Consider the following 13,488-nt stretch of genomic DNA (forward strand, 5'->3'; position numbering starts at 1 on the left):
AAAAACGAAGCAACGGGGGCTTAGTTTGCTATTGCCAAAAAGGCCTGTTCTAAGTCACTTAGATTTTCAGGGTAGAATTTATAAAAATGGACATCCCATACAGCCGCTTGGAAAGTGTTCGGGGCCCCGCCCGGCGAAGAAAGGGACCCCACTCGGCACAGCGATAGCTAACGCCGAGTGGGTCGAGGATAGCTAATGCCGGGTGGGTTTTCTTGATGGTGGAGCACACTAACCGTCAGGAGGTGCATTGCTCTTGAGCAGAAACCGACTGGTTGTTCCACAAGCAGAGCAGGCAATGGATCGTTTAAAGGTTGAGACAGCCAAGGAGCTTGGTCTGGACGATGACATTGAGCAGCGCGGTTGGGAGAACATGACCACTCGTGAAGTGGGCCTGATCGGTGGGAATATGGTGAAGAAGATGATCGCCTACGCCGAAAAGCACATGGCGGAAGATTCGAACCAGCAGTTGGAGTAAATGCACTCTCTGGCGGCACTCGGTTTTTAAGGCGGGTGCCGTCTTTTGTTGAAACGAAACCTTCCTTTTTTCAGTCCATATAACCAGAACAGAGCATCTTTCGAAGGAGGAAAGCATGAAACCAATCCATAGAGGACGCTTGCGGCTGTTTCTGGGTGTACCATACTATCGGCTCAAGCGGTACCTGGAGTGGTGGTCCGGTCGTGTTCGCTATGCCCGACACAAGCAGCAGGAACCACTGCCGTACGTCCATGCACAGCACCATACTCCCCTGTTGCGCAAGTTAAAAGACGTGGAGATGTGGATGCAAATGAATAAGGTAACCAACCTGCGCATTGCTGTCCGCCAGTTGAACGGAGTGGTCATTTATCCTGGCGAAACTTTTTCGTACTGGCGCCTGATCGGGAAACCGACTCGGCGACAAGGGTATCGCAAAGGCATGCTGCTGTCACACGGAAGAGTGATTGCAGGCACAGGGGGAGGTCTCTGCCAACTCTCCAATCTGATCTACTGGATGACGCTGCATACGATCCGTTCATCCGCCCACCCGACGCTATGAGGTGTACGAACAGGAGCATTGGATCACACCCGCGGTTTGGGGCGGGTATGATCGGCACAACCGATTGTATCGCAGGGTGTTCAGTCTGGAAGGTGAATGTTTGGACGACGAGTTTGTGACAGAGAATCACGCGATCATGATGTACGAGCCGCTTTTGCCAGAGGTCAGGGATCACAAGATGCATTCACATGCCCGCCGTTCCTGACTGGAGCGGCCTTTTTGTTGCCCAATAAAACTGGCACTCGGTCTTAATCTATGCGAAAATAGGAACATATGATTTCGTTTTTCTGGAGTTGCCCGTGTCGGCGTGTGCCCCAGAACGGGGCGCTATAACCGACGAAGCAAGAAAGGTGGATTCTACATATGTCGACGATAGAGAAAGTTTTGGCCGGGTTGAACCCGCAGCAGAAAGAGGCCGTCCTCACCACGGAAGGACCGGTGCTCATCCTGGCGGGAGCAGGGAGCGGCAAGACAAAGGTATTGACGCAGCGCATTGCCTACCTGATCGGGGAAAAGCAGGTGGCACCCTGGAGCATCCTTGCCATTACCTTTACCAACAAGGCTGCGCGGGAGATGAAAAACCGCGTGGCTTCCATCGTGGGGAACGGTGCGGAAGAGATCTGGATTTCCACGTTCCACTCGCTCTGCGTGCGGATACTGCGCCGCGACATTGACCGTCTGGGCATTTCCCGCAGCTTTACCATTCTCGATGCCGGCGATCAGCTGTCGGTGGTAAAGCAGTGCATGAAAGACCTCAATCTGGATACGAAAAAGTTTGAGCCTCGGGCGATTCTCTCCGCGATCAGTGGCGCAAAAAACGAGCTGCTCGACCCGAAAAAGTACGCCGAGCGGGCGGGTGATCCCCTGTCAAAAGTGACGGCTCAGGTGTACGAATCCTATCAGAAAAAATTGCGCAGCAACCAGTCGCTCGACTTTGACGACCTGATCATGACCACGGTACGGCTGTTCAAGGAAGTGCCGGAAGTACTGGAATACTATCAGAGGAAGTTTCGCTACATTCACGTGGACGAGTACCAGGATACCAACCGCGCCCAGTACATGCTGATCTCCATGCTGGCAGACCGCTACCGCAACGTCTGCTGCGTGGGCGACGCCGACCAGAGCATCTACAAGTGGCGGGGCGCCGACATTTCCATCATTTTGAACTTTGAAAAGGACTATCCGGAAGCGAAATTGATCAAACTGGAGCAGAACTACCGTTCGACGAAAACCATCCTGCAGGCGGCAAACAAGGTCATTGCGCACAACGTCACCCGCAAGGAAAAAAACCTCTGGACGGAAAATCCGGCCGGCGACAAGATTACCTGCTTCCAGGCCGATTCCGAGCATGATGAGGCGTATTTCATCGTTCAGACGATCAAGCAGCAGCTGCCTGCATACAAACGCTATGACAAGTTTGCCGTGCTGTACCGCACGAATGCCCAGTCGCGCGTGATCGAGGAAGTGCTGATCAAATCCGGCATTCCGTACACGATCGTAGGCGGCACCAAGTTCTATGACCGCAAAGAGATTAAAGACATTCTCGCGTATCTGCGACTCATCTCCAATCCGGACGATGACATCAGCCTGGCGCGGATTATCAACGTTCCGAAGCGCAATATCGGCGAGACGACGGTAGAAAAGCTGCAGAGTTACGCCACGGCACACGGCTTGTCCCTGTTTGGAGCGATTCAGGAAGTGGGCTACATGGGCTTGCCGGCACGGACGACCAACGCGATCGCTGCCTTCAGTGAGATGATCAGCAACCTGATGCAGATGACTGACTACTTGACGGTGACCGAGCTGGTAGAGGAAGTATTGAAACGCACAGGCTACCGTGAAGCGCTCAAAGAGGAGAAAACGCTGGAAGCGACGGCGCGTCTGGAGAACATCGAAGAGCTGCTGTCCGTTACCCAGGAGTTTGAACGGAAGAGCGAGGACAAGAGCCTGCTTGCTTTCCTTACTGACCTCGCCCTGGTGGCCGACATCGACACGCTTACCGAAGAGGGAGGGGCGGAAGAGGAGGCGTCTGCGGAAGGACAGGTCATCCTCATGACGCTGCACAGCGCAAAAGGATTGGAATTCCCCGTCGTCTTCCTCGTCGGAATGGAGGAAGGCGTCTTCCCGCACAGCCGGGCGCTGTTTGACGACAGCGAAATGGAAGAGGAGCGGCGCCTTGCCTACGTGGGCATCACCCGTGCCGAGGAAAAGCTCTTCCTGACGGCTGCCCGGATGCGCACGTTGTTTGGCCGGACCAACAGCAACCCGCCGTCCCGGTTTTTGCAGGAAATTCCGGCGGAGCTGATGGAGGGCAGCCCTGTGATGCAAAACAGCTTTGCCCGTACCGGCGTGTTCGGTCAGCGGGAAAGCGAGTCCCGTCCGTTTGGAGCCGCTCGGGCGGCTGGTGCTTCCTCCTTTGGATTTGTCCGCCCCGCAGCCTCACAGCCAACCAAACTGCCCGGACACGGCGGCGGAGCAGGAATTGATTGGAAAGTGGGCGAAAAAGTGAAGCACGGCAAATGGGGGATAGGCACGGTCGTCAGCGTGAAAGGATCGGGGGACGACACGGAGCTGGACATCGCATTCCCGAGCCCCACCGGAATTAAAAAGCTGCTGGCCAAGTTTGCCCCGATTGAACGGGCGTAATCTAGTGGAAGGATGAAGGAAACGATGGATCGATTGACGGCAGAAGAACGGATTCGCGTTTTGCGGGAACAAATCGAGAAGCACAATCGTCTTTACTTTATAGAGGATCGGCCGGAAATTACCGACCAGGAGTACGACATGCTCATGCGGGAACTGCAGGACCTTGAAAACCTGTTTCCCGACATGGTGACGCCGGACTCACCAACGCAGCGAGTGGGTGGAGAACCCCTGCCGTTTTTTGAAAAAGTGGAGCACAAGACCCCGATGCTGAGCCTCGGCAACGCCTTTAACGAAGCGGACCTGCGCGACTTCGACCGGCGTGTGCGTCAGATCGTAGGGAACCAACCGGTGCGCTACGTATGCGAGCTGAAAATCGACGGGCTCGCCGTCTCGCTTCATTATGAAAACGGGGTGTTTGTCAAGGGAGCGACGCGGGGCGACGGGCAGACGGGCGAAGACATTACGCAGAACCTGAGAACCATCCGTTCCATACCGCTTCGGCTCACCCGTCCGCTGACCCTGGAGGTTCGCGGCGAGGCGTATATGCCGAAGCGAGCGTTTGAGAAACTAAACAAGGAGCGGGAGGAACGGGGAGAGGCACTGTTCGCCAACCCGCGCAACTCGGCGGCCGGTTCTTTACGTCAGCTGGATCCGAAAATCGCTGCCTCCCGTTCGTTGGATACGTATATATACGGGATTGGAGACTTGCAGGGAGAGACGGTGGAATCCCACAGCGAAGGGCTCAACCTGCTGGAATCGCTGGGCTTCAAGGTAAATCCCGAACGACGGGTGTTTGACAGCATCGATGACGTCATCGAATTTACCAACAGCTGGACGGAGAAGCGTCCCCAGCTGCCGTACGAAATTGACGGCATTGTCATTAAAGTGGACAGCTACGCCCAGCAGCAGGAGCTTGGTTTTACGGCAAAAAGCCCGCGTTGGGCCATCGCCTACAAGTTTCCGGCAGAAGAGGCGGTGACCATCCTCGAGGGAATCGAAGTAAGCGTCGGCCGTACGGGGGCCGTTACCCCTACCGCGCTGTTGAAGCCGGTCAGCCTGGCCGGAACCACGGTGAAGCGCGCCTCCTTGCACAACGAAGACATCATTCGGGAAAAAGGCCTGTTGATCGGCGACCACGTCGTCGTCAAAAAAGCCGGGGACATCATCCCGGAAATTGTGGCGGTTCTCCCGGAACGCCGCACGGGTAGCGAGGTTCCCTTCCAGATGCCGACCCATTGCCCGGAATGCGGAAGCGAACTGGTCCGAATCGAGGAGGAAGTGGCCCTGCGCTGCATCAACCCGATGTGCCCTGCCCTGATTCGCGAGGGCATCATTCACTTCGTTTCCCGCCAGGCCATGAATATCGAAGGGCTGGGGGAAAAGCTGGTGGCTCAGCTGTATCATGAGGGCATCATTCACAGCGTTGCCGACCTCTACTACCTGCACCAGCAGCGAGAGGTTCTGCTGCAGATGGAGCGAATGGGCGAGAAGTCGGTCGACAACCTGCTTGCAGCCATTGAGGCGAGCAAGGAAAATTCGGTGGAACGGCTCCTTTTTGGCCTGGGTATCCGTCTCGTCGGAGCCAAAGCGGCGAAGGTGCTTGCGGAACACTTTGGCCACCTGGACGCAATCATGCAGGCGAGCGAGGAAGAACTCACCCGGATTGATGAAATTGGTCCGAAAATGGCAGCCAGCATCGTAAACTACTTCGCGCTGCCGCAGGCCCAGGCGGTCGTCGAACGGTTAAAGGCAGCCGGGGTGAACATGACGTACAAGGGCGTCCGGATCGAAGGCGGGGAAGATCTTCCGTTTGCGGGCAAGACGATCGTGCTGACCGGAACATTGGCGAGCATGTCCCGTCAGGAGGCCGAGGAAAAGATTGCCCGATTGGGCGGAAAAGTAACAGGAAGCGTCAGCAAAAAGACGGATTTGGTGATCGCCGGGGAAAAAGCCGGCTCCAAGCTGGAGAAGGCGGAAAAGCTGGGCGTCGCCGTGATGGACGAAGCGGGCTTCTTGCAAATGCTGAATGAGAGATCGACACCATAAGGAAAAGTGAATTCGGCAAGGGAAGTGATGGTCGAATGAAAGGTGTACGCCAGTGGGGAATCGTTCTGGCTGTGATGATGATGTTGACCGGATGCGGCGGCGAAAAAGAACTGGGAAAACCGAAACCGCCCGCTCCGGTGGCAGCGGCAAAGCTGCCCGGAGACTTGACGTATCAGGACGTGTTGCAAAAAGGGGAAGTGGTGCACAACCTGGCGATGACGTCCGATTCGCAGAGTATCTGGGTAGGGACGCACGCCGGGCTCTACAGTTCTGTCGGAAACGGATTGTGGGCACTGCTCTCGCCCGCCCTCGAGCAGGAAGATGTGTCTGGCTGGTATGTGGATCCGGAAAAACAAGACCATATATACGTCGGCGGCATTTACGGAGTGAAGCGTACAACGGACGGGGGAAAAACGTGGAAGGAAGCGAATGCCGGCCTGCCTGACACCCCGAACATCCACAGTTTTACCGGCATACGCGAGGGCGACCACGTTCGCTTGTTCGCCTTTGTTACCGGTGAAGGGATCTACCAGTCGACCAACGGGGGAGATCAGTGGAAGCTGTGGCTCCCTCTCGACCAGGAAGTGTACGCAATGGATTACAACGCCGCTGAAAACCGTCTTTACGTAGCCACCCAATACGGACTTCTCTATAACCAGAACGAGACGTGGGAGACGGAAAACCTCCCTGACGTGGAGCAAATCTACTCGCTTGCCGTAGACAGGCGGGACGGCACCGTTGCAGTCGCGACGGAACAGGGAATTGTACAGAAGACAGCCGGGGAATGGCGTCTCCTTTCTGCCAAAGCACCGGAAAAACTCATTGTAATCGCGCCGGGAATGGGCGACTACAAATGGGTGGGCATCGGGGAATCGGCGTTCGTATATGCGCTTTCTCAGGACAACTGGATGAAATGGGAATAGTCCAAGGAGAAAAAGCTGAAGTTTGAAAAATCGTTCGGGCGCGAGTTCAGTTTGTAAGCCGACATCAAGGAAGAGCGCCCGAGCAGGTAGGAGTTTTTGTTATGAAAACAGGTAGGAAAAGATACATGTTGATCGCTGCGGCCCTTTTGCTGTCGTTATTGACCGGCTGCTCCCTGCTGCCGGGGCTGAAAGAGGATGTTCCGGAACCGGCCACTCCTTCCATCTCCCCTGTGGTGGAAGTGTCAGAAGACTACTACGGCAGTATGCCGCCATACAAACAGAATCAAACGAGAGGAATGCTGTCGGAACGAAGCTATCGGATTGACTTTAGCCGCCTGGAACTGGGACTTTTGGAAATCGCGCGGGAAACGTTTCCGACAACCGATTACCTGTTTCAGGAGGGACAGCAGATCAAGCGTGAACAGGTAGAGGCATGGCTCTCCCGGGTAAAGAACGATCCGGCGGGGATGAACCCGGACAAGGGGCCGCAGCTGCTCGTGCATGTACTGGAACACGACTATCTGGACAAGGAGAAACAACAGTTGGCTGGAATGGTGCTCGGCTTGTCCCTGTCGCCGGTCTACCAGGATGCTACGGGGCAGGAAAAGGTTTACACCACGGATGAGCTTCGCGCGAAAGGGAAGCAGTTGGCTTCCCGAATCGTTCAGGCGGTCCGCGTCGATAATCCGAAAATCCCCATGGTGATCGCGCTGTATCAGGTTCCGGAGAGGAGTTCAACACTTGTACCGGGCCGATTTATCCTGACGGGTACGGTAAATGCCAACGAAAGCGCCATCGCCAAATGGCAGCCGATTGATGAGGAGTATCACCTGTTCCCAGGAGACGCGGTAGAACAAAAATACCCCGAGGCTTCTCTTCAGTATGACAAGCTGATGCGGCAAACCCAGTCGTTTTTTGGCGAGTATATCGGTTTGACCGGAGTGGGCCGGTTTATGGGCGGAAAATTGACGGAGCTGACCATTACGGCTACGGCGGAGTACGACTCCCGAACGGAAGTGCTGCAGTTTACCCAGTATGCCGCTGCGGCGGTCAACCAGTTGTTCGACAAGGACGTTCACATCAACCTGTACGTGCAGTCCATCAACCATCCGCTGGCCATCTACATCCGGCCGACGAACGGTGAGCCGTATATGCACATTTATCGGAAATAAGAAATACGCCTTGCTTTCGTATCCGTCAACGAACGCAGGGCGTTTTTTCTTCGGTATATAAGAATTTATAACATTGGGACATCGAATACAGCCACAAGGAAAGGGTTTGGGGCCCCAGCCGACACCAGCGTTAGCTAAAGTCGGCTGGGTTTTCTTAAGAAGCCATGTTTCAGTGGGCATCGACCCGTTTTGAATGCACATATTTGTTCATTAATAAACACTTTTTCAACACTTGTGTTTAAACGCTTATCTGTCTTTATGCTGTTGATTTTTCGCCAAAATGCAAACACTATGCACGATTGTGCTTTTACGGCAATGTTGGTATGAACCTTGCATTACCGTTATGGTTGTTACGTTACCCTGGTAGAAACCGTTGAGGAGGCGACAAACATGAAAGTGGAATTCAAGAACGAACCATTTACCAACTTTAAGCTGCCTGAAAACAAAAAGGCGTTTGAAGAAGCGCTGGCCAAAGTGGAAAGCGAACTGGGCCGCGAGTACGATTTGATCATCGGTGGCGAACGCATCAAAACCGAAAAGAAATCTCGCTCCATCAACCCTTCCAATAAAGAACAAGTGGTCGGGATCGTCTCTCAGGCTGACCAAACGCTTGCGGAAAAAGCGATCCAGGTAGCTGCGCAAACGTTTGAAAGCTGGAAGGCTGTTCCTGCGCAAGCGCGTTCCCGCTACCTGTTCAAAGCGGCTGCCATCCTGCGCCGCCGCAAACACGAATTCTCCGCCTGGCTGGTAAAAGAAGCGGGCAAAAGCTGGGCCGAGGCTGACGCAGACACTGCGGAAGCAATCGACTTCATGGAGTACTACGGCCATCAAATGGATAAGCTGGCTGAGCGCCATCCGCTTACCCGCATCCCTGGCGAAGACAACGAGCTGTACTACATCCCGTTGGGCGTCGGCATCGTGATCCCGCCGTGGAACTTCCCGCTGGCGATCATGGTCGGGATGACTACGGCTGCTCTTGTAGCAGGCAACACGGTGGTACTGAAACCGGCTTCCACCACTCCGGTCATTGCTGCGAAGTTCATGGAAATTCTGGAAGATGCAGGCGTGCCGGCAGGTGTCGTCAACTTTGTGCCTGGTTCCGGCAGCGAAATCGGCGACTACCTCGTTGAGCATCCGCTGACTCGTTTCATCAGCTTCACCGGTTCCCGTGACGTTGGTCTGCGCATCAACGAGCTGGCAGCAAAACATCGTCCGGGCCAAAAATGGATCAAGCGCCTGATTGCCGAGATGGGCGGTAAAGACTCCATCATCGTGGACAACGACTGCGATCTGGAACTGGCAGCACAAGCCATCGTCGCTTCTGCATTCGGCTTCTCCGGTCAGAAGTGCTCCGCATGCTCCCGTGCGATCGTTCACCAGGATGTATATGACCAAGTGTTGAACCGCGTGGTGGAACTGACCAAGACACTGACCGTGGGCGACGTGGTGAACCCTGAGTTTTACACGGGTCCGGTCGTTGACGACAAAGCGTACAACAAGATTCTCGAATACATCGAGATCGGTAAAAAAGAAGGCAAGCTGATGGCCGGCGGCGAAAAAGGTCCGGACAGCGGCTACTTCATCATGCCAACCGTGTTTGCAGACGTAGATCCGCAAGCACGCATCATGCAGGAAGAAATCTTTGGTCCTGTAGTGGCGTTTACCAAGGCTCGTGACTTCGATCATGCTCTGGAAATCGCCAACAACACCGAATACGGTCTGACTGGCTCTGTGATCAGCCGCAACCGCGCACACCTGGAAAAAGCGCGCACCGAATTCCACGTGGGCAACCTGTACTTCAACCGCAAGTGCACCGGTGCACTGGTTGGCGTTCACCCGTTTGGCGGATTCAACATGTCTGGTACCGACTCCAAAGCGGGCGGCCCGGATTACCTGCTCCTGTTCACACAGGCGAAGTTGGTCTCGGAGCTTCTGTAATCACTGTTCCACGGGCACAAACCCGTACAAAAAAAGCCGTTTCCTTCGAGGAACGGCTTTTCTTTGTCGTGTAAGTTTGCTGCAGCGTTAACGCATCAGTGTCTTACACTTTCCGGAAGGCATAAAAAACTTCCTCTAAGGAAGAACCAGCCTCTACGAAAGGGCTTCGACAGAAGCTTTTTATGAAATCCGCAACTTTCGCTCAAACTAGTACCAATAACACGTTGGAGGCAGGTGGTGCCGCTTTGCTTCTGTACCTGGTTCCCTGTTTGGCTGCCTTTTTTCTTGTGAATGTACTGATGCCGCTTGCGAAAAAGCTGGCGTGGAAAACCGATCTGCTGGACATCCCGGTCGGGCGAAAGGGACATGACCGGCCCATGCCGTTGTCCGGAGGGCTGGCGATGTTTGCCGGTGCCGCCATTACGATCGTTTTCTTTGCAGGGGTGCAAAAACTTGTTGCGGTCTTGATCATGGGAGGTGCCGTATTAATTGGCATCGGTTGTGTGGACGATCGCTTCAAAGCAAAACGACGGGAGTTTCCCGTTTTGCCCAAATTGACGGTGCAGCTCCTGGTTGCCGCCTTTGCGTATCTCATGGACATTCGTTTCCGCGGGATGAGCCTTTCCTGGCTTGGTGGAGATCCTGGCCAATACTACGCGTTTGCACCGTGGATTTCCTTTTTGGCTACTGTGCTGTGGATTGTCGGCTTGATCAACATGGTCAACTTTCTTGATGGAGTAGATGGTTTGGCGGCAGGGGTGACCACATTCTCGGCCATCGCCCTTTTCATTATCGCATATGGAAAAGGACAGAGCTTGACTGCTTTGCTTGCGGTTGTGCTGGTCGGAGCGACGCTTGCTTTTTTGCGGTTTAACTTCTACCCTGCGCAACTGTTCATGGGGGACGCCGGCTCCACGTTTCTCGGGTTTGCCTTGGCCATCATCTCGTTGGAAGGGGCGATGAAAGGGGCAACGCTGATCTCGTTGGTCGTAACGGTGCTGGCTCTCGGTTTGCCGGTGATGGATACCCTGCAGGTGATGATCAGCCGGCTGCTGGCAGGTTCGCCCATGTATCAGGCGGATCGCCGTCACGTTCATCACCGTCTGATGTCTCGCGGCTTTTCGGCCAAACAGACGGTGGTTCTGCTTTACTTGATCAGCTTTTTGTTCTCGGTCTTTTCACTCTTGTTGTTTCGCTTCATTCCGTGAAGTGGCTGTAGAGATGTTGCTGTAGAACCGGTACTGGCTCCGTCCGTCCGCCTTTGCCAGATACAAGGCCCTGTCCGCGTTTTTCAGCAGGCTGCTCGAGTCTTCGCCGTCGAAGGGAAACAGGGAGATGCCAATACTGGTACTGAGCGAAAATTGCTGCTGTTTCATCTGCCAGGGCTGCTGCAGGGAATCCAAGACCCTCTGCGCGACTCGGACGACTTCCTCGGGGGAATGGATGGGGGTGAGAACAATCACGAACTCATCACCGCCGATGCGCGCCACCGTATCCATGTCCCGCACGCATGATTTCAGCCGCTTGGCCAATATTTGCAGGAACTCATCGCCCACGTCGTGACCCCAGGTATCGTTGATTAACTTGAAGTGGTCGCAATCGAGATAGAGAACGGCAATGGAGTGCTCCAGCCTTTTCGCTTTGGAGATTGCCTGCTGCAGTCTGTCCATGAGGAGACGGCGGTTCGGCAGGCCCGTCAGCATGTCGTGGTAGGCCATGAATTCCAACTGCTGCTCCAGCTTTTTTTGTTCCGTAACATCGCGAGTAACGGAAAAGACGTGGGTGCACTCGCCTGCTTCGTTGAAAATCGGCGTGAGAATGGACTCGCCGACGACCTCTCCGCTGTGAATAAAGGTAATCGGTTCCCTGGAGACAACCGCTTTATAGTACTTGTTGTTGAGGAACGCTGCCATCTCTTCCGGATATACGTCTTCAATACATTTGCCGTACGCCTCCTCTGTCAGCGAAGCAGCCCGCATGGCCGCCGGATTCATCATGACGTAGCGGAAGCGCGGTCCCTCTTCCACTTTTAACAGAAAAATCATGTCGGACAGGTGATTGAAAAAGCTGGCCAGTACGTCTCCGTACCGTTGAATCAAATCTGAGATGCTGCGCTGTGGCATACCCCTTACTCCCTTGGCTTCGTAATAAAAATAATTATAGTACAGGCGGGTAACGAATGAAAACGTTCTCTGGTCCTGTAGAGCAGGGTTTACTCCTCTGCCGAAGTAATGATAGAGTATGAGTATGGCATTGAACGGAATGAAACAAGGAGATGGCTTATGCGCAAGAAACTGCTTCCTGGTCTAATCCATCGTCTGCCGCAAAACGCGATGTCGAGAACGATGGGCAAAATTACGGCATCCCGCTTTAGCAGGCTGGCCATCCGCAGGTACGTCCGCCTCTACAACATCGATGAGTCGATCGTAGAAAAACCGATAAAAGAGTACCGCAGTCTAAAGGAATTTTTCTGCCGGAGATTGAAGCCGGGAGTGCGACCGATCGCCCCGGGCGAGGACGTCGTCGTCAGCCCTGTTGACGGGACGGTCTCCCAGATGGGTGACATCCGACAGGGAACGCTGATTCAGGCAAAAGGCAAACAGTACAACCTGTGCGAATTGTTGGGGGATACGCCGGAAGCAGCGCAGCGCTTTTACGGAGGGAAGTTCATCACGATTTACCTCAGCCCGCGGGATTATCACCGGATTCACATGCCTGTGTCCGGCCGGTTGGTAAAATACAGCTATTTGCCAGGGCGCCTGTATCCGGTAAACAAACTGGGGATTGAAAATGTGGAGAACTTGTTTGCCCGGAACGAACGGCTGGTCACCTTTGTGGAGACAGAAAACATGGGCTGTGTCGCGGTTGTAAAGGTGGGCGCCCTGTTTGTCGGCAGCGTCAAGGTGGCGTATAATACCGCAACCACCAACGTAAAACGAGGTCGGCATGCAAGCGAGCCAATCGCCGAAAGCCCCCGGTACGGCAAGGGAGACGAATTGGGGTGGTTCGAGTTCGGCTCGACGGTTATCCTGGTGTTTGAGTCCGACCAACTGGAGTGGGCGGAGGGCGTTGAAGTGGGCAAAACGCTCTTGATGGGGCAAATGATTGCGAAGGTACAAAAGGAAATGCCATGACCGATGGTGCTAACACATGCACATCGGTTTTTGTTTTATCTACCCCAAAGAATGGTCAATCGCTACCGAGTCTCTCGGCGCAGTTGCGATATTCCTTTCACAAAAAGAGAGCGAATCAGACGGGTTTCAGGAAAATGTCAGCATTGGTTTGCAAGATTTGGAGAACAACGAATTCAAGACGCTGGATCAGTATGTAGACTCCAATATTCGTGGACTTGAAAAGTTTGTGACAAATTATGAACTTGTTGAGACGAAGGATTTGGTCATCTCCAATATCCCTGCAAAACAAATTATTTATACAGGGGATCAAGGGATCTATAGAATAAAATTTCTGCAGACTTACTTCATCAAGGACAACGTAGCCTACATTATTAGCTACACGGCTGATCAAGAGAAATTTGATAAGTATCTGAAACTAGCAGAGAACGTGATCACATCTTTTCAGCCTCTCTAACGCCAAATACCCGCCCAAGCTGCCGGGTGATTTTTTTTTATCGACTCAGCCCCCACCGCTTAAATGTCAATAGTCTGTGAAAATGTCACCTTATCTGTTCAGTGAAAATGTCACTTGAATATCAAATAAAGTGCCCCAGTG

General features: G+C 53.9%; 10 protein-coding genes and 1 pseudogene. 10 read left to right on the forward strand and 1 reads right to left on the reverse strand.

Annotation, left to right across the window (positions count from 1 at the left end; translation table 11 throughout):
• Positions 1 to 253 precede the first annotated feature (253 nt).
• From ACE99V_RS19045 to ACE99V_RS19080, 8 genes and pseudogenes are all read left to right on the forward strand, one after another.
• The gene (locus tag ACE99V_RS19045; RefSeq protein WP_400492798.1) at positions 254 to 475 is read left to right on the forward strand and encodes an alpha/beta-type small acid-soluble spore protein; all 222 of its coding nucleotides are present in this window, start codon (positions 254 to 256) and stop codon (positions 473 to 475) included.
• Between the two features lie 115 nt (positions 476 to 590).
• Positions 591 to 1,239, forward strand: a pseudogene (locus tag ACE99V_RS19050) (VanW family protein).
• 158 nt (positions 1,240 to 1,397) lie between these two features.
• Entirely contained in the window at positions 1,398 to 3,680 is a 2,283-nt protein-coding gene (gene pcrA, locus ACE99V_RS19055; protein ID WP_400492799.1) for a DNA helicase PcrA, read from the forward strand.
• A 24-nt stretch (positions 3,681 to 3,704) separates the two neighbouring features.
• Complete coding sequence (gene ligA / locus ACE99V_RS19060; protein ID WP_400492800.1) at positions 3,705 to 5,726, forward strand: NAD-dependent DNA ligase LigA; 2,022 nt, start codon at positions 3,705 to 3,707, stop codon at positions 5,724 to 5,726.
• A gap of 35 nt (positions 5,727 to 5,761) precedes the next feature.
• The gene (locus tag ACE99V_RS19065; RefSeq protein ID WP_400492801.1) at positions 5,762 to 6,649 is read left to right on the forward strand and encodes a WD40/YVTN/BNR-like repeat-containing protein; all 888 of its coding nucleotides are present in this window, start codon (positions 5,762 to 5,764) and stop codon (positions 6,647 to 6,649) included.
• A 101-nt stretch (positions 6,650 to 6,750) separates the two neighbouring features.
• Positions 6,751 to 7,821: a CamS family sex pheromone protein gene (locus tag ACE99V_RS19070; RefSeq protein WP_400492802.1), complete on the forward strand. Its 1,071-nt coding sequence runs from the start codon at positions 6,751 to 6,753 to the stop codon at positions 7,819 to 7,821.
• Positions 7,822 to 8,211: 390 nt separating this feature from the next.
• Positions 8,212 to 9,759: an L-glutamate gamma-semialdehyde dehydrogenase gene (pruA, locus tag ACE99V_RS19075; protein WP_400492803.1), complete on the forward strand. Its 1,548-nt coding sequence runs from the start codon at positions 8,212 to 8,214 to the stop codon at positions 9,757 to 9,759.
• A gap of 245 nt (positions 9,760 to 10,004) precedes the next feature.
• Complete coding sequence (locus ACE99V_RS19080) at positions 10,005 to 10,967, forward strand: MraY family glycosyltransferase (protein WP_400492804.1); 963 nt, start codon at positions 10,005 to 10,007, stop codon at positions 10,965 to 10,967.
• On the opposite strand, the gene ACE99V_RS19085 is transcribed toward ACE99V_RS19080, so the two are convergent.
• Positions 10,938 to 11,882 (reverse strand): diguanylate cyclase domain-containing protein, encoded by a 945-nt coding sequence (locus tag ACE99V_RS19085; RefSeq protein ID WP_400492805.1) that lies wholly within the window; start codon positions 11,880 to 11,882, stop codon positions 10,938 to 10,940. The genes ACE99V_RS19080 and ACE99V_RS19085 overlap by 30 nt on opposite strands.
• A gap of 159 nt (positions 11,883 to 12,041) precedes the next feature.
• On the opposite strand from ACE99V_RS19085, the gene asd reads away from it, so the two are divergent.
• Both asd and ACE99V_RS19095 read left to right on the forward strand, forming a co-directional pair.
• On the forward strand, positions 12,042 to 12,893 hold the full coding sequence (gene asd, locus ACE99V_RS19090) for an archaetidylserine decarboxylase (RefSeq protein WP_400492806.1): 852 nt from the start codon (positions 12,042 to 12,044) through the stop codon (positions 12,891 to 12,893).
• A 16-nt stretch (positions 12,894 to 12,909) separates the two neighbouring features.
• Positions 12,910 to 13,347 carry a PsbP-related protein gene (locus ACE99V_RS19095; RefSeq protein WP_400492807.1) on the forward strand — a complete coding sequence of 146 codons (438 nt, stop codon included), beginning with the start codon at positions 12,910 to 12,912 and terminating at the stop codon, positions 13,345 to 13,347.
• Positions 13,348 to 13,488: the final 141 nt, after the last annotated feature.

Source organism: Brevibacillus soli (assembly GCF_044759095.2).
Taxonomy (GTDB): Bacteria; Bacillota; Bacilli; order Brevibacillales; family Brevibacillaceae; genus JBIYSM02.